Origin of the sequence: Dorea sp. 210702-DFI.3.125, assembly GCF_020560945.1 — a bacterium.
In the GTDB taxonomy this organism is placed as follows: domain Bacteria; phylum Bacillota; class Clostridia; order Lachnospirales; family Lachnospiraceae; genus Dorea; species Dorea formicigenerans.
The window spans coordinates 15,601-31,595 of record NZ_JAJCNF010000010.1 but is presented as its reverse complement, the minus strand read 5'-3'; the positions used below and the strand labels follow the sequence as shown (position 1 = coordinate 31,595).

15 protein-coding genes are annotated in these 15,995 nt (G+C 44.8%); 9 read left to right on the top strand and 6 right to left on the bottom strand.

What is annotated here, in order from left to right; translation table 11 throughout:
* Positions 1-28 precede the first annotated feature (28 nt).
* Genes LI164_RS06530 through LI164_RS06505 form a run of 6 tightly spaced genes read right to left on the bottom strand, consistent with a single transcriptional unit; the run spans position 29 to position 7,565 of the window.
* Positions 29-3,226, bottom strand: coding sequence for an ATP-binding protein (locus LI164_RS06530; protein ID WP_023921581.1), 3,198 nt, complete (start codon positions 3,224-3,226; stop codon positions 29-31).
* On the bottom strand, positions 3,223-3,843 hold the full coding sequence (locus LI164_RS06525; RefSeq protein ID WP_023921583.1) for a DUF5038 domain-containing protein: 621 nt from the start codon (positions 3,841-3,843) through the stop codon (positions 3,223-3,225). The genes LI164_RS06530 and LI164_RS06525 overlap by 4 nt, the downstream gene beginning before the upstream one ends.
* Positions 3,844-3,853: 10 nt before the next feature.
* Positions 3,854-5,545: a lysozyme family protein gene (locus LI164_RS06520; protein ID WP_005333517.1), complete on the bottom strand. Its 1,692-nt coding sequence runs from the start codon at positions 5,543-5,545 to the stop codon at positions 3,854-3,856.
* A 1-nt stretch (position 5,546) separates the two neighbouring features.
* The gene (locus LI164_RS06515; protein WP_005333520.1) at positions 5,547-6,455 is read right to left on the bottom strand and encodes a hypothetical protein; all 909 of its coding nucleotides are present in this window, start codon (positions 6,453-6,455) and stop codon (positions 5,547-5,549) included.
* A gap of 15 nt (positions 6,456-6,470) precedes the next feature.
* Positions 6,471-7,181 carry a hypothetical protein gene (locus tag LI164_RS06510; RefSeq protein ID WP_005333522.1) on the bottom strand — a complete coding sequence of 237 codons (711 nt, stop codon included), beginning with the start codon at positions 7,179-7,181 and terminating at the stop codon, positions 6,471-6,473.
* An 18-nt stretch (positions 7,182-7,199) separates the two neighbouring features.
* Positions 7,200-7,565 carry a hypothetical protein gene (locus LI164_RS06505; RefSeq protein WP_040015535.1) on the bottom strand — a complete coding sequence of 122 codons (366 nt, stop codon included), beginning with the start codon at positions 7,563-7,565 and terminating at the stop codon, positions 7,200-7,202.
* A gap of 460 nt (positions 7,566-8,025) precedes the next feature.
* On the opposite strand from LI164_RS06505, the gene LI164_RS06500 reads away from it, so the two are divergent.
* The 9 genes from LI164_RS06500 (at position 8,026) to LI164_RS06460 (ending at position 15,710) form a co-directional block, all read left to right on the top strand.
* Complete coding sequence (locus LI164_RS06500) at positions 8,026-8,337, top strand: helix-turn-helix domain-containing protein (RefSeq protein ID WP_179960461.1); 312 nt, start codon at positions 8,026-8,028, stop codon at positions 8,335-8,337.
* Between the two features lie 155 nt (positions 8,338-8,492).
* Complete coding sequence (locus LI164_RS06495; RefSeq protein WP_005333529.1) at positions 8,493-9,206, top strand: hypothetical protein; 714 nt, start codon at positions 8,493-8,495, stop codon at positions 9,204-9,206.
* Positions 9,207-9,291: 85 nt separating this feature from the next.
* The gene (locus tag LI164_RS06490) at positions 9,292-9,621 is read left to right on the top strand and encodes a DUF1648 domain-containing protein (protein ID WP_022415592.1); all 330 of its coding nucleotides are present in this window, start codon (positions 9,292-9,294) and stop codon (positions 9,619-9,621) included.
* Positions 9,622-9,682: 61 nt separating this feature from the next.
* Positions 9,683-9,916, top strand: a complete 234-nt coding sequence (locus LI164_RS06485; RefSeq protein ID WP_005333531.1) for an LPXTG cell wall anchor domain-containing protein — start codon at positions 9,683-9,685, stop codon at positions 9,914-9,916.
* Between the two features lie 55 nt (positions 9,917-9,971).
* The gene (locus tag LI164_RS06480) at positions 9,972-10,355 is read left to right on the top strand and encodes a hypothetical protein (RefSeq protein ID WP_226850873.1); all 384 of its coding nucleotides are present in this window, start codon (positions 9,972-9,974) and stop codon (positions 10,353-10,355) included.
* Positions 10,356-10,580: 225 nt separating this feature from the next.
* On the top strand, positions 10,581-11,255 hold the full coding sequence (locus tag LI164_RS06475; protein ID WP_227086906.1) for a response regulator transcription factor: 675 nt from the start codon (positions 10,581-10,583) through the stop codon (positions 11,253-11,255).
* A complete protein-coding gene (locus LI164_RS06470) occupies positions 11,228-12,481 on the top strand; it encodes a sensor histidine kinase KdpD (RefSeq protein ID WP_005333534.1) in 1,254 nt (417 codons plus the stop codon). Before LI164_RS06475 ends, LI164_RS06470 begins: the two co-directional genes overlap by 28 nt.
* Positions 12,482-12,576: 95 nt before the next feature.
* Positions 12,577-13,248 carry an ABC transporter ATP-binding protein gene (locus tag LI164_RS06465; RefSeq protein WP_172676439.1) on the top strand — a complete coding sequence of 224 codons (672 nt, stop codon included), beginning with the start codon at positions 12,577-12,579 and terminating at the stop codon, positions 13,246-13,248.
* Positions 13,248-15,710, top strand: coding sequence for an ABC transporter permease (locus LI164_RS06460; protein ID WP_227086905.1), 2,463 nt, complete (start codon positions 13,248-13,250; stop codon positions 15,708-15,710). Before LI164_RS06465 ends, LI164_RS06460 begins: the two co-directional genes overlap by 1 nt.
* Positions 15,711-15,995 lie beyond the last annotated feature (285 nt).

The window sequence follows — 15,995 nt, the reverse complement described above, 5'->3', positions numbered from 1 at the left end:
AAAAGGGCAGCGTCAGTGCTGCCAAAAGTTACACAGCCTGTTTCTTCTGTTTCGCAAGGATTTCCAGAAGCTCCTGCCGATCTGTGGTAATCAGCTCCTTTTCCAGATTGGAAGCCTTAAATTCCACAGTGATGTTATTGTTGTTGGTTGAGATCAGACCGTTGCCCCGCTGGAAATGGGTGATGTTCATTACTTCTGTTTCCGATAGATGCAGGATAGTCTTCACCCGCTGTGCCTCTTCATCCTCCATGTTCAGGATAATCTTGGTCTTGCAGTTATTGATGATACCCTTGCCGTACTTCCCGTCATCCAGAGCAAAGAAGTCGTTTAAATCCTGTGTGGCAAAGATGCCGGCTCCGGAGTAAGCACGGATGATCTTGGCAATCTCCAGTACGAATTCCGCTGCAAGCCGGTTGCTGGATGCACCGATGAGCTGCCAGACCTCATCGACAAAGATGGCTTTCTCTTCGGTACGGTTTTCCTTCGCTTTATCCCAGACATAATCCAGGGCAACGAACATGCCGACCGTTAAAAGATCGCTGGAACCGGTCAGTTCGGAGATATCCAGTACCGTATATTTATTGGTCAGGTCCACATTGGTCTGCTGGTTAAAGGAAGAAGCAGAACCGTGAACCAGGCGGTTCAGGATATGAGCCAGACGTTTGGTATCCTCGCTTTCCAGCAGGACATTGTAGACATCCTCCAGAATGGGCATCTTTTTGTACTGCTCCGGATGCTGCGGATCTGTCAGGGATTCATTTTTATGTGTAATCCCTTTTCTGGCATAGGTTTTGATTAGGGCTTCATCCAGAAGCTGCTTCTCCTCATGGGACATATCCGGGATCAGCAGACTGAAGAAGATGTGAAGCCTTTGGATCTTGCCTGCCAGTGCGGAGGCATCCAGTGTCGGTCCGTCCAGCAGTTCATTTACAGAATTGTCTACCTTCCGGATTTCCATGATGTTGATACAGTTCTTACTGGCAGGAGAGATCTGGATAAATTCTCCGCCGACATTCCTTGCAGCCCGGTAAAATTCGTGTCCCTTTAGCGGAGCGATGATGAACACCTGGATGCCTTTTCTTCGCATCCTTAGTGCCATGGTCTGCATGGTGAAGGTCTTTCCTGCTCCCGAACAGCCTAAGATACAGATGTTGCTGTTCTTGTACTGCCTGGAATCAAAGATATCCGCAATGACCAGGGAATTGTTATGCTTGTTTACCCCAAAGAGGATTCCGTTATCATCGCAGATACTGTAGCTGACGAAGGGATAGCAGCTTGCCGCCCCGGAAGTCAGTACGTTCCGCTTGGACAGCTTAAAAAGCTTCTTGTCCAGATTTGCCAGCGGCAGAGAGGATAAAAATCCCTGCTCCTGTAAAAAGTAGCAGGAGTGTAAGTTCATATCCTGCGAGATCAGGAGCTTTTTCATTTCCTGAATCCGCCACTGCAGTTCTTCCAACGTGGAAGCAGTAATGGTGATGAGAAGATTCATGTAATAGAAATCTTCGTTGTTGGCAAGTCCCTGCTTCAGAAAATATCCGGAGCGGATGGCAGAATCCAGATCGTCATAATCAGTGTTGGTATCGGACGCATCCTTTAATTTGGAACGGTTGATACGGATCTGCTGACCGAGACGCTGCTGAATCTTGTCCTTTGGCTGTTTCTGGAGAAAGAAATCAATATCAATCCCTTCCCCGGCATTGACAAGGAGTGACAGCCATCCGGGAGTTACCCGGTTTTTGTAGCCGTCAGACGGCACAAGCAGGTAGGAATGGTAAAGCCCATTGATCTGCACATAATGGGAGTGCTTGAAATCCACACTTTCCGGTGCGAGAAACTCGTTGATCCGGATGTGATCCAGTTCCTCCATGCGATTTTCCTTTGTATAGGCGGACAGTACAGTGCTGATCCGGTTCGAAAGCGGAACCTCCGTACAAAGGGTACGGTTTAAAAGGGTGTAGAGAACATCCGTAGTAAATTCATCCTCATTGTCATGGGAGACCACTTCATTCCCGCACTGGTATAGAAAGGTTTTGGCGGTCTGGGAGGCTGTCTCAAGAGCAGCAAGGATTTCCCGTTCCTCTTCCTTTCGGTTTGCGTTGAATGGTTCATATTCAAAGATCAGAAAGAACCGTCTGGATACTGCTTCTCTGGAACTTAAGTTCTGGACAAACTGGATGTAGTCACGCTGCAGTTCCTGACAGTGGGGATCGGTTTCCCGCTCCAGCTCCAGCTGGGACTGCTCCAGATGCTTATTGATGTCTGCTTTTTTGGAGATCATCTTGATCTGGAGTTTGACAGGGCTGATCTTTAAGTAACTGATAAAGCTGTAGATAATGCCCTGCTGTTCCCTGGCACTTCGAAGCAGAAAGTTGATTGGTTCAATCTCCAGGATCTTCACGTACCGTCCGTCTGTGGTATAGACGATTCCGTTTGCGATTTTTTCCACCGGAAGATAATCCTCCAAGGTCTGGTCTTTCTTTCGCTTTTTCCGGGAAACGGGTTTTGACGTGGCAGATGAGGTGTCCTCCTTGGAAACCACCTTTTTTTTCTGCTCTTTTTTTGCAGCCCGCTTTTCGGAAACTGCCCGTTTTTCTTCCTCCTTTCGTCTCCGGGCTTCCGTTTTTTTCTGTATTTTTATCTGTTTCGCCGCCTCTTTTTTCTGTCGGCTGGCTTCTTTCTGCTCCCACTTCAGATAACGGATATCTTCCTTTGCCTGTTTTTTGATGCCCCGCTTGGTGGAGGTATCAAACTGCCGGTGTTCTTTTTTTTTACTTTTTGGCGGAGCTGGTGCGTCCGGTTCAGACTGTGGGGGAGCCGATGCCATTACTTTGGAAGGCTCTGCCATTTTTTCTGCTTTCCGGTGTTTCTTTGTCTTTGGCTCTTTGAAACGTGGTTTCCTGCGTGGCTTTCCTTCCGGAAGACTGTCGGACCTCCAGATTACCCTGCGGTTCACTACAAAACGCAGGGCATTCATCAAAAAGGCAGTGATGCTCTCCCCGCCGATTCCAATCAGGGCTACCATTGCCGCTGGAAGTGCGGTCATGCAGAGAATGATGATGCGGGCAGTCAGGGACAGCGGCAGGTGGAAAACAGGGATACCGATTGCCAGGGAAAGAACAATGCTTTCTATGGCATTGCGGATGTCAAAAGTTCCGTTTAGGATCTTGCCTTTCTCAATGAAGTTGGAAGGGATAAAGGAAACCGGTGTTTCTTCTGGCTGTGTCATGGCTGCACCTCCTTTTTCGTATCTTTCGCATCTTCGGAAGGCACAGAGGCACTGCCGGATTCTGTGTCCGGAGCTTCCGGGCTGTCAGAAGTATCCGGATACCCGCCTTCCTGCAGGTGTTCAATGTCCTGCGAAGTCAGGGACGGCAGGGAATCATCGGTTTGCTTTTCGTAAACAGTCGTATCTGCAGAGACCTGTACCCCGTCTTCTCCAAATAAAAACACACCCGTCGGGGTGTGATAGGTAACCGGAAGCGTATCCTGATCGGAAAGTGAAAACATCAGGCAGACGGTTGTTTCGGTAGGGTAGCTGGTTTTTTCCGGCAGGAAGGTGATGCTTGTCTGTTCTTTTTTGACATACTCTTTTAGGTAGACAGGAAACTGCCCTTTGAGAGAAGCAATCTGGCTGTCGGAGAAAAATGCTTTTAAAGCATCAAAATCCAGATATTCCGGCATGGGGGTATCAGAATTTGTTTCTGTTGTTTCCTTTGCCGGTTCCCTGCCTTTGTTTCCGGAAGCTTCTTTTTTCTGGCTTTTCCAGAAACTGGGGAGAACCAGTCCGGCAAGCAGCAGAAACAGCATCAGAAAAATGGAAAGAATCACTTTTGTTCTGTTCATAATGGCTCCTTTATTTTTTGTCGAAGATCCAGTAGGCATTTGCCGTAGCATGGATTTCCGACATCATATCAAATTCACGGTTAATATAGTTCTTTGCGTCACTGTCATTGGGATCATTGACCAGTACCTTGCCGTTTGCCGTAACACCTCGGAGTACGATGAAGTGTCCGCCGCTGGTGAAAAGTCCTGCCCGCTGAGAGGAGATGACCGGACAGCCTTCGGAGAGTGCCTGAAGTACCGTATTGGCATTGCTGGTCTGTGTGACGCTGCCACAGCCGAAATGACTGGCTGCAGCCTGAAAGTAGCTCCAGTAGGTTCCAACTCCCGGCTTGTAATAGGAATTCCCGCACCATGCCACCGCATCCGGAGGGGTAATGGTATTCCCGGTCAGGTAGCTGGCGATCATGGCAAAGCTGGTAGGCCCGCAGCCGGAAGATGCGATGGAGCCGCCGCCATAAGGAATGTTCCCGTAATCGGTCTGGAGATAGTGCGGAATCTGCATTCCGTTTGCCGGATAGCTTCCGCCGGTATTGGTAATCTGATAATACCGGAGAACATGCTCCACATATTCCTTGTCCCCATACCGGTCATAATGCCAGTTCGGACGGGCACACATCATATCCGAATAAGCAATGGCGTTTTCTTTGGTATAACCGCCGTCACGTTCCATTGCCCAGTCGATATAGCCGGAGCCGTAATTGTAACCCTGAAGCGCCAGCTTGATGCGGTCCAGGTCGGTAGGTCCGGTACATCCTGCTTTATCCAGTGCATACTTTAATTCCTGAATCCCACATTCGATGGAATAAGCAGGATCGGTGATGCCGTTGGGGACATGGGGGTATTTCTTATTAAAGCCGCCTTCTGCCGCCTGCATGGGATCGCTTCCACGCCCGCCGCTTTCCTGCATCATGACTGCCATGAGGAGTTCCACATAAGCTTCCATGCCGTATTTCTGTGCGACCTGCTGGATGGTAGCCCGGTAAGCCAGCACCTCATCGCTGACACCTACCGCCATGGCAAGACCGGAAGCGGAGCCGCCAAAGAACATGGTCAGGTTTTCCACATAACTGTCTGCCGTTTTTTTCTGCTTATCGGTCAGATGAAAGACGTGATCTGCAAAGTAGGCATCTCCGGCATAGCTGACCGTGTAGGTATGGCGGGTAAAAGTAACCTTTCTGGGTGGTGCATTTTCCTCTTCCGCCGGAACTTCCACCGTGGCCGTTTCTGAAGTAACGTCATAAGAAAAAAGCCCGTCCTCGTTTTCCCGGATCAGGCTTTTGAGTTTGCTGATATTTATATTTTTATAGTCATCCTGGCTGGCACAAAACTGTGCGATGAGCTGGTTCGCATTTACGATGATACTGGAAGCGTAAGGATCGCTGATAGAGGCAGTATCTCCTTCCGGGAGTCTGGCAATTTCCGCATTGATCTTAGCAAGCAGTGCATCATGGCTTTCCTGAAGCACCTCCACGATTGCCTGATTGGAAGCCCGGATATTTTCACTGATTACCGTGTTGCTGGTCAGTGCTCCGGTATTTTCAGAGAGGTCTCCGAAGACGAGTCCCGGAAGCATGACAAGGAACAGAATGGGAAGCATCAGTACACCGCCGACGGCTGCTCCAGTTTTCGCAAGGGTGCGCCTGTGCCGGAATACTGTACCGATGACAGCAAGAGGACTGCCCATCAAGGCTGTTTTTGGCATGTTACATACGCTCCTTTCGCTGTGGGGCTGGCGGCAGTTTCTGGACAATGGATTCATTGTAGGCTACTTTGCCGCTGCCGGAAGTATATGGTGTTTTTTCGACCGTATCCTGTGCATACTGCTTGTACCAGGTGGAACCATCCACGGACTGTACCGTAGAGTAGGAGCCCTGAGTAGGAGCTGCATACTGGTCGGCATGGTACAGGGCAAAATCCCGGTTTCCGGAGCTTCCGGTTTCGGTACCGGTGATCCTTCCGCCACCGATTTCTACATTATCATAGGAAGAACCGCCGCCCGGATTGATGCCCATATAGGAAGTAAAGGCTTTCTGTGCGTCTGCTCCCTTGATGGAACCTACCTGACCGTAATTTCCCTGTGCAATGTTGCTGATGACCTGATTGGCAAAGTCTCCGCCTTTGTTCAGGGATGACTGGTAGAGCATGTTTCCGATACTGCTGTGTTCGGTATAACCGGTTGCGGAATTGACCGCTTCTCTTTGTACCTGTCTTCCCACTGCCCCGGCAAGCCCGCCGGATAGGAAGCTTCCTGCGACAGCCGCACTTCCGGGAGAAGAGGCTTTGTGGTAGCCGCCACCACCATGGGAACGCATGGAACCGGTCAGGCTCCGTCCTGCAATCAGAAGTTCAGCCATCATGTTTCCTCCGGTATTGCCGACATTGATGCCAAGCGATGCCAGAAAAGAATCAATTTTCTGGGATACCTTTAAAAAGGCAATGGCACACAGGAACCAGACGAAGACATTTCCGGTTACCGCTTCCTTTCCCTGACTGGCAACTGCCGCTTCCACGTCTGCTTCCGTAAGCTCCGCTGCAAAGACCGGCATGGAGCAAAACAGTACCAGACAGGCAGTTAGTACCAGGAATGGTATGAGTTTCTTTCTAAGTTTCATTTTGGTCCTCCTTTCTTATAGGGATAACGGATTGGCAAGGAAGGTGCCGACCATAGAAGTAAACAGCCGCAGGCACCACGCATTCATCAGAAGCAAAAAGAACTGGCCGCCAAGCATCCGGCACCAGCTTTTGAAGATATTTCCGGTTGACTGGCTGGCACCCATGGAAAAAGCTGCCGGGGCTGTGTAGACCAGTACCCCCAGAAGAATATAGCGTTCTGCCGCTTCAAAGAGCAGTTTGATGTAGTTCCACGCCAGAATCAGTACCAGAATCAGTGCAATGATGGCTACCGCCCCATTTGCACAGACTCCCAGGATGACTGTGACTACGGAGTTAAAATCCGCAAATTTTAAAGGCGGCAGGTCTTCCGTCAGAATCCAGTTGTACGGTGTTCCTGAAATCTTCAGGAGCAGATCCACAATATCTTTCGCATAGAAGGTGAGAAAGATAAAGAGGAAGGAACGGATGGACAGCTTAATGGGATCTTCCGCTTCGATACCGGCTCCCATAAAGTAATTTTTAAAGAGCTGCCATACCCAGTTTAAGAGGATCAGCCCGATGCCCAGTGCCAGAAAGACCTGATACATGGTCTCGGCAGCAGGAAAGTAGCGAAGAAACGTATCCATGGAACAGCCCAGAGCACCGAGGACTGAAGTGGTGATCAGATCCAGAATGTTCATGACCTGTTCGGCAATCCATTCCACGATTCCGTCAAGTATTCCCATAGTGGCATCTCCTTTCGTCTATCCGTTCCATTTTCCGCCTGCAAAGAACGGGGTGATGTAAGCCATGATAAAGCCAAGCCCGTTTAAGATCGCCCAGGTAATGACGATACGCTTGAGCCATGCACGTGATTCGTCCACGGTTTTTCCGCTTTTGGAAAAATTCATCATCAGAAGGGCAACCGATGCCGTTACGACTGCAGCAATGGTGGAAATGAGGATAATCTGGTTATAGACATCCTTCATGATCTCATTGGCTTTGGTCCAGATGGTAGCGGCAAAAACCGGCTGTGTGTATCCGCAGAGGACTGTGACAGCCAGAAATGCAGCATACAGGCATCTGCCATAATTGACATGCCGTTTTGTGTCCGGCGGAGCGTTTTTCAGTTTGTGTTTCACGTAAAAGTACCTCCTTTTTATAAGAGCGGCAGGAGAATTACCTCCCCTGCCTTTGCTTATGGTTTTCCTGCCTCAAGAAAGGACGCAGCCCGGTCAATGCAGGCTGCGTCCTAAATCAAAGTATGAAATTGTAAAGATCCTCCTATCTTACAGAAAAAACGCAGCTTATTTGCCGCAGGAGAGGCTTCCCATACGGCAGTGCTGCGTTTCGTTCTGCATATAATTTTGACAATATCAATTTTAACATGGGTAAATTACCGCTACAATCGCAGGACTGTGCCAGTTACAGACGATGGAGTGCCAAAAATGTGACCAACGCTAAAAGCGTTATAAATGCAATCCTTATGGATACTGTAAGCGTGATTTGCAACCAATTATACTGGATTTACATGACTAATGCTTTAAGCGTTAGTGAATACTGGAAGGAGGAGGTGTGCGTGTGAAAGGAATGGGAAAGGCAATCCGCAGGTACAGGGAAGAGGCAGGAATTACGCAGGAGAGACTGGCTGAACTGGTGGATATCAGTACCAACCATCTGGGTGCGATTGAGCGGGAAGTGAAAACACCTACGATGGAAACATTTGTAAAGCTGTTGAATGTATTAGGTGCGGAACCGAATGAAGTGCTGAAGGAAGTGATTCCTCTTACCAGAATGGAACATACTTCTGTAGTGGAAGGAAAGCTGGAAAGGCTCACACCGAAGAAGCAGGAAAGCGTGCTTCGGATGCTGGATGTGATAATTGAAGAGATGATGAAATAGAAGCTGTCTGCGAAATTGCCGCAGGCAGTTTTTTTGAAAGCTGTATATGCAATAAAACACATAAAAATATGCGATTTATGATGAAAGTGATTGCAAGATTTGATATAGTAATCCTAAAAGCATTATAAAACTAATTCTTAAAGGATGACTATAATATGAAAAAGGGATATGTGGGATTATTGGCATGTGCGTCAGGAATTCTGATCGGACTGGGAATCAGCCGGCTGGATCTGACAGGTTATCTTGAAAAAACACAGGAGCAGGAATATCACCCGGTAGAAAGAAAGGTGCCTGAATCAGTAGAAAGCAAGCTGAAAGATCCAAAACAGTGCTGGCTGTGTGGAAGCGATGAACGGAGTATGATGGATTATTTCCGGAAGTTTGACGATCTGGGAGTGATCTGTACCAATCACTGGTATGTGATGGATATGCATATCCGGAATCATGATGAGGACGGGAATCTTACCGGCCCGCAGGGAAACGGGCATATGGGTTATACCGGGACAGGAGAAGGCGGCTGCTTTTTCCATACGGAGCAGATGTCGGATTACGGGATTTCCGAAGTATCGGTGGATTACGGGGAAGATAGTATCTTCGATGTGAAAAAAGTACAGAACCATCTGTGTCAGGAATGCCTGGATAAGCTGGTGGAAAGCATGGAGGTATTCTGTGAGGAAACGCAAAAACCCAAGCCCCGTGATCTGGTACTGGTGGATTTTCAGACATTGGAGCTGTACGCCATTCAGGAGCATAATGCGGGATACTTTATCCGGGATTATTATGTGGAAATTGAGTCGGAGGAAGATGGGGTGGAAGTAAAGGCATTTTACTGCCCGAAGCTTAATAACGGGAAAAAGGATGGAGAATAAATTGAGGTTTGCATTGGTGAGGAGTATAATGTAAGTACGTGTTATGTATTGGAAAAACTTGAATTTAGCAGAAAGAAGGATTGTTATGAAATTTATCAATACTAGAAAATTCACATGGATAATTTGTATAATAGGATTTTTGCTTGCTCTTGTAAGTATATTTTTCTTACCGAGTATTATTCCAGTACATTTTGCAAATGGGATTGCGGATGATTATGGAAGAAAAATACAAATATTTTTATTTCCTATATTACAAGTGCTTATCACTTTTTTGACTGGACGAGAAAAAGTAAAATATTGCCTGACACATTCAAAAACTTTCTTAACGGACATTCAGTTTAATTGGATGATAGATGGTGTACTTTTATTGGTAATGTTTGCAGAAATATGGGTTATCTATGCTTCATTTGCATAGAAATACTTGCATAACAATTTACATTTGATTGAGCAGATAAAAATGATTTGAGGTGGTAGCAATGAAAAAGCGATTGGGAATCATAGCCGGAATTTTAGGAATTGTATTGGCAGTCATTGGCATTGTACTGAAGCAGAAAGAAAACACAGCCGTTTCTGTTATTGGTGGTGCGGATGGCCCGACTTCTATTTTCATAGCAGGGAAGTTAAATGGTGATAATTTTATTTTTATGATTGTAGTTGGAATTATTTTATTGATTTTGGCAGGAGTTATTTTTTACAAACGTAAGCATTAAGTTACAGTTTTTTAGACTGTGTATGGCGGAAGAACCGGGAAAGTGTAGATATATCATGGGGATTTTGGAAAAAAATAAAAAAAGTAAGGGTACAGCGTTTGTCTATGATGAGAATAATGATTACTATAAGATGGAAATAAACGGGATTGAATTTGTCTGTGACAGTATACATTCCGATTATGAGAAGCATGCAGTTGAACTGGCACAGGCGTATGAGAAAAGGCTGCCGGATATCGTGGATTATCTTATGCCGGATATAAAGGAGATGTTTGGAATTACAAATCCAGATGTAATAGCAAACTCACTAGGAAAGCCGAGTATAGATTTGGATAGAGGAACACTGACTTATCTGGAGCACACAATGGACAGCCTACATATTATTGAAATGGAATTTGACGGTATCTTCACGGCATTCTATAACTCCTGTATTGATGGATAGGACTTTAGTAACATAGAGCTGCAGTTGTCTACAGCTTTTATCCAGACTTCGGATGTTACAGAGAAGCAATCAGAAATGGATTGATCGATTTCTGAAGCAGTATCCGGTGAAATCCTTGAACATATGAAGGAAAAGTATGTATGTTAATTTTATTTTTATTGTAGACAAAAGATAGGACTGATATGATAAAAGAACAGGTTATTACAAATAGAGGTGGAGTATTTGATGCAGAAAATATTATTACTGGAGGATGACTTGAATCTAAATCGGGGAATTGCCCTGTTACTTTCACGGGAAGGGTATGAGGTTCGTCAGGTTTATACAATAAAGGAAGCAAAAGAAGCATTTCAAAAAGGAGATTATGCTCTTGTTATCAGCGATATTACATTGCCGGATGGTACAGGACTGGATTTTGGAAGGATGGTACGTGCAGGTGGAGATACATATCTTATCTATCTTACGGCTTTGGATCAGGAAATAGATATTGTAAATGGTTATGATACAGGGGCAGATGATTATATTACCAAACCATTTTCACTGATGGCTTTGGTGTCGAAGGTGAACGCATTGATGAGACGGCTTTCTAAGGTACAGGCACAGATTATGTCTTCCGGAGAGATTACGGTGCATATGAAAACGATGCAGGTGTATAAAGGGGATGAACCAGTTACTTTAAGTAAGAAAGAATTCTCTCTGTTGCTGTATCTCTGGGAGAATGCAGGACAGATTGTTTCAAAAGAAAGTATCCTGGAGCATGTAGGGGATATAGACGGTCAATTTGTCGATGATAATACGGTTACTGTCAATATAAGCAGACTGAAGAATAAACTTGGAACAGAAGAGATAGCGAATGTGAGAGGACTGGGATATATATGGACCGGAAAGGTAAACAAAAATTAAAACGGTATTTTATCGTATATGTAATCTTTGCAGTATTTTTTACAGTAGGAATGTATCTGATAACAAAGTATGAGGAAAATGCGAAAGCAACGCAGATAGCACTGCTCCTTGCAGAACATCCTGAACTGGAAGGGGAAATAGTTGCAATCTGGGAAAAGTCAGGAACAGTAGATTTTATAAGAGACCGGGACGATCAGAAGATAGAAAGAGTCGTACAGATGCTGGAAGAAACTTATGGTTATCACTCAGGGAGTGGATCTTCAGATGTGGTTATAAGGATTATCTGGGGAATTGGATTACTAGTGGGAGTCATAGTATGTAGCCTGTTCTTGTACCTGGACCGAAGAAAAAACTGGAGCAGATACGGTGATGAGGAACAATTACAGCAATTATATGAATGTCTGCAGGAATTCAGAAAAGGAAAATTCCAAACATATCCTGAAGAAACATCAGAATCGGAACAATGGTTAAAGGTGTGGGAATCTGTAAAGGAGCTGGGGCAATATTTCGAAGATTTGAAGGAACGTCTGGAGCAGGAAGAAAATGGTACGAAGAGTCTGATTACAGATATTTCCCATCAGTTGAAGACTCCGCTTGCATCACTCCGGATGAGTCATGAGCTGGTGGCAGAAAATCGGGTTACAGGAGAAGAACAGAGGGAGTTTCTGGAGCAGGAATCACAGGAACTTACCAAACTGGAACAGCTCTTGAATGAACTGGTAAATCTTTCAAGGCTGGAAACACATATGATCCAGATACATTCGCTTCATGAAAGCCTGAAGAAAACGCTAACAGAGGCTGTCAGTCAGATTTATATGAAGGCAAGAGGAAAAGATATTTCCATTCAGGTGGAGATGGATGATGATATAGTTGTGAACCATGATTCAAAATGGACGGTAGAAGCATTAACGAATATCCTTGAGAATGCAGTCAAATATTCACCGGAACATACAACGATTACAGTGAGGACGCAGGAGCTAGCAAGCAATGTGCTTATTGAAGTAGAAGATGAAGGAATGGGCATTCCTGCGGAGGAACTGCATAAGATCTATCAGAGATTTTACCGGGGAAGGAAAGCAAAGGAACAGGTAAAAGACGGAGCGGGTGTCGGTCTGTATCTTGCCAGAAAGATCATAGAAGAACAGGGGGGGACAATAGCAGCCAAAAGAAAGGCTGAGAAAGGTATGATATTTAAAGTGACACTGCCGCTCATAATAGGAGAATAGTCGGAACCCTTACAAAACTGTTATGGTTGTTGTAAGGGTTTTGTAATGCAGGAATGTTATAGTAGGGGTATGAAATGGAAAGGGGACTTGAAGATATGAGTAGTATTTTAAAAGTAGAAGATCTAGTAAAGTATTATGGAGAAGGCGAGAATCAGGTGAGAGCCGTGGATCATACAAGTTTACAGATAGAGAGAGGCAAGTTTACAGCTATCGTAGGACGTTCCGGCTCCGGAAAATCTACACTTCTGCATCTGATTGGAGGGCTTGACAGACCGGATTCCGGCAAAGTATGGATTGATGGAACCGATATCTATTCTCGAAAAGATGATAAACTGGCACAGTTTCGAAGAAAGAAGATAGGATTTATCTTTCAGGATTTTAATCTGATTCCATCGCTGAATGTGTGGGAGAATATCGTTCTTCCGCTGGGACTTGATAATCGCAAGGTAAAGCCGCGGGAAGTGGAAGATATTCTCAAAAAAATCGGACTGCAGGATAAGAAAGATGCGATGCCGTCTGCTTTGTCTGGTGGACAGAAACAGAGAACTGCGATAGCCAGGGCATTGGTGACAAGACCGGCGATAATTTTGGCGGATGAGCCGACGGGAAACCTTGATTCCCAGACTGAGCTAGAGGTTATGAGCCTATTGAAAAGCTGCGTGTCGGATTTCGGGCAGACGCTTATCATGATTACCCATGATGAAACGATTGCCCAGATGGCGGATGAAATGATTATCATTGAAGATGGCAAGGCGGTGAGAAGATAATGAAGATGACGACCAGAGTTGCATATTGCAATATGCGGCATTATAAGAGCAAAAACATACTGATTGGAATTGCCATTATCCTGACAACATTACTGCTGTTCGTAATCCCATCAATCGGAAAAGATATGGTGGAAGTGAACTTTGCGGTAATCAATAAGATTTATCCAACATGGCATGCCCTTTATCGGAACGTGGACGAGAGTACAGTTATGAAACTGGCGGCACATCATGATGTGAAAACTTACGGACTCCGCAGCGATGCGGGGTACATGAATCTGGAAGATGCGACGGTTTCCATGATGTATATGGACAGAACAGGGATGGAACTTTATAAAGTGAAGCTGAAAGAGGGGCAACTTCCGCAGAAAGAAAATGATATTGTGGTTTCAAAAGGAATACTGGAAGCATTAGGACAGAATGGGAAAATCGGTGACACTATCACAGTACCTTATCAGATTCTGAAAGATGACGGACTGGATTATACGAAGGAGAAAGACTTTCGAATCTGTGGTTTTTTAGCAGATAATGAGAGCAGCAAAGAACAAAAACAATATACATCATTGGTTTCAGAGGCCTTTCTGAAAGCGGAGATACCGGTAGAACAGGTGAAATATCGGTTTTTACTTCAGGTGAATGGACAGAAAGGAAATACGACTGCAGATTATACAGAGACGATACAGAATATTGCCAGACAGTTCGGGATTTCCGAGGATGACATGAATATTAATAAAGAGTATCTTGCAGCAAATTATGTGGATCCGGCTACAATTCCGGTGATTGTAGGAATCATGCTTATTGTTGTATTGGCGGGCATTATCACAATTTATAGTGTTTATTATGTATCTATGAACCAGAGGGTTCGGGAATTTGGAAAGTTAAAGGCAATCGGGGCTACGAAACGGCAGCTTAGACAAATCGTACTAAGAGAGGGAATGGGAGTGGCGTTGTTTGCCATTCCGATAGGACTTTTGATCGGAACAGTTGCTGTGAAAGTTGTACTTCTCCAGTTTGTAGAACATGCAAAGGATTCAAACGTACTTATAACAGAGGCATACAAGGTTGTAGCTAAAGGAGAAGTCCAACTTTATTATTGGTGGATTTATCTGTTGGCAATTGCAGTGACTCTGTGTACAGTGTATCTGTCACTGATGAAGCCTATGCGTATGGCGGCGAAGGTATCAGAAATAGAAGCTATGCGTTACCAGGGAGGCAGTAAGCGACAGAAAAGCAGCAGGAAGGGATATCAATTTCTGAATATCGGACGACTGACCAAGAGAAATCTTGCAGAGAATAAAAAGAAGAGTACTATCACGATTGTATCTATGGTCGTTACCGGAATATTTGTCATGATGGTAGCAACGGTGCTGTCTTGTGCAAATCCGATGGAAAGTGCAAAGAGTTCGATTGTGGGGCAATATGAGATTTCTCCAATTGTGGAATCCGGGAATAAAGAGCATCCTGAATATGAATGGGCGGAGGTTCAAAAGAATAATCCATTAAATGAAGGACTAAAGCAGCAGATAGAGGAGCTTGACGGTGTTGAGCGGGTAGATGTGTTTACCGCGTTGAAGGTATCAGGAGGACCTTTTGAAGAAAAAATTGGAACCGAATTTATCAATGGAGTGCCGGAAGAATACGCAGAAGAGCTGAAAAAAGGAATCACTGAAGGCAATGTCACATACGAGGAATTGAAATCCGGGGATAAAGTGATTCTGGACCGCGCGCTACTTCACTGGTATCCAGATATTAAAGTGGGAGATAAGCTGAAACTCAATATTCATGATGGAGATAATACCTTTCAAAAAGAGATTGAAGTGGCAGCAATTGGTGAATATGGAACAGGTCTGACAAACTATAACTGTCTTATCATGGCAAAAGAAGGGGCAGAGAAACTTACCATAAATAATTCTTCCAGCTATTTTCAGGTGATTGCAGATAAGGATTATGATGAGGCACTGGAAGCATCTCTACAGGCTATTGTGGATGGATCAGGCAGACTGCAGATGCGTACCTGGAAGAATGAGTACGATACATGGGAAAATGCCATACAGATGACTAGAGGTGCATGTTATGCATTTATCATCATTCTGGCAGCAATCAGCATTATGAACTTGATTAACACAATGATCAATAGTGTCCATGTGCGAAAAAAGGAGCTTGGCATGATGCAGGCAATCGGAATGTCGGACCGTCAGTTGATGAAGATGCTCCAGTTGGAAGGTATATTCTATACAGTAGGCACTCTTATTATCAGTATCGGAGTGGGAAGTCTTGCAGGATATCCGTTGTTTTTATATGCAAAGCGTACAGGAATGTTTGATATCAGCACATACCATTATCCGGTAACAGCAGCTATTATTATAATTTTAACATTGTTTGTGATACAGATGTTATTGGCAATATTCATTGCAAAGTCAGTAAGGAAAGATTCATTGATAGAGAGAATTCGTTTCAGTGAGTAAGAATATAAATTTCTGATGTTTAATGCAGATACTAATCAATGTCATAATAAAAAGGGGGACTTGATTTCTCAAATCCCCCAGTGTATAATGAACTCAAGAAAGGTATTCAGATGCAAAATCTGATGCCCTCAGTTAAATTTTATATTCTATGTATAAGTCATAGCATCCAAAACTTTCCTAGGGTCGTGGATGCTATTTCTTATTATGTCGATCTATATAAGTCAAAGCCGCAAAAATTACCAATAGTAAAGTCAATACTTCCATTGTATTCATGGGCATCACCCT

Bases quoted from the DNA above. Each gene is read 5' to 3' on its own strand.
- LI164_RS06530 (WP_023921581.1), bottom strand. From the start codon at position 3,226: ATGACACAGCCAGAAGAAACACCGGTTTCCTTTATCCCTTCCAACTTC.
- LI164_RS06525 (WP_023921583.1), bottom strand. From the start codon at position 3,843: ATGAACAGAACAAAAGTGATTCTTTCCATTTTTCTGATGCTGTTTCTG.
- LI164_RS06520 (WP_005333517.1), bottom strand. From the start codon at position 5,545: ATGCCAAAAACAGCCTTGATGGGCAGTCCTCTTGCTGTCATCGGTACA.
- LI164_RS06515 (WP_005333520.1), bottom strand. From the start codon at position 6,455: ATGAAACTTAGAAAGAAACTCATACCATTCCTGGTACTAACTGCCTGT.
- LI164_RS06510 (WP_005333522.1), bottom strand. From the start codon at position 7,181: ATGGGAATACTTGACGGAATCGTGGAATGGATTGCCGAACAGGTCATG.
- LI164_RS06500 (WP_179960461.1), top strand. From the start codon at position 8,026: ATGGGAAAGGCAATCCGCAGGTACAGGGAAGAGGCAGGAATTACGCAG.
- LI164_RS06495 (WP_005333529.1), top strand. From the start codon at position 8,493: ATGAAAAAGGGATATGTGGGATTATTGGCATGTGCGTCAGGAATTCTG.
- LI164_RS06490 (WP_022415592.1), top strand. From the start codon at position 9,292: ATGAAATTTATCAATACTAGAAAATTCACATGGATAATTTGTATAATA.
- LI164_RS06485 (WP_005333531.1), top strand. From the start codon at position 9,683: ATGAAAAAGCGATTGGGAATCATAGCCGGAATTTTAGGAATTGTATTG.
- LI164_RS06480 (WP_226850873.1), top strand. From the start codon at position 9,972: ATGGGGATTTTGGAAAAAAATAAAAAAAGTAAGGGTACAGCGTTTGTC.
- LI164_RS06475 (WP_227086906.1), top strand. From the start codon at position 10,581: ATGCAGAAAATATTATTACTGGAGGATGACTTGAATCTAAATCGGGGA.
- LI164_RS06470 (WP_005333534.1), top strand. From the start codon at position 11,228: ATGGACCGGAAAGGTAAACAAAAATTAAAACGGTATTTTATCGTATAT.
- LI164_RS06465 (WP_172676439.1), top strand. From the start codon at position 12,577: ATGAGTAGTATTTTAAAAGTAGAAGATCTAGTAAAGTATTATGGAGAA.
- LI164_RS06460 (WP_227086905.1), top strand. From the start codon at position 13,248: ATGAAGATGACGACCAGAGTTGCATATTGCAATATGCGGCATTATAAG.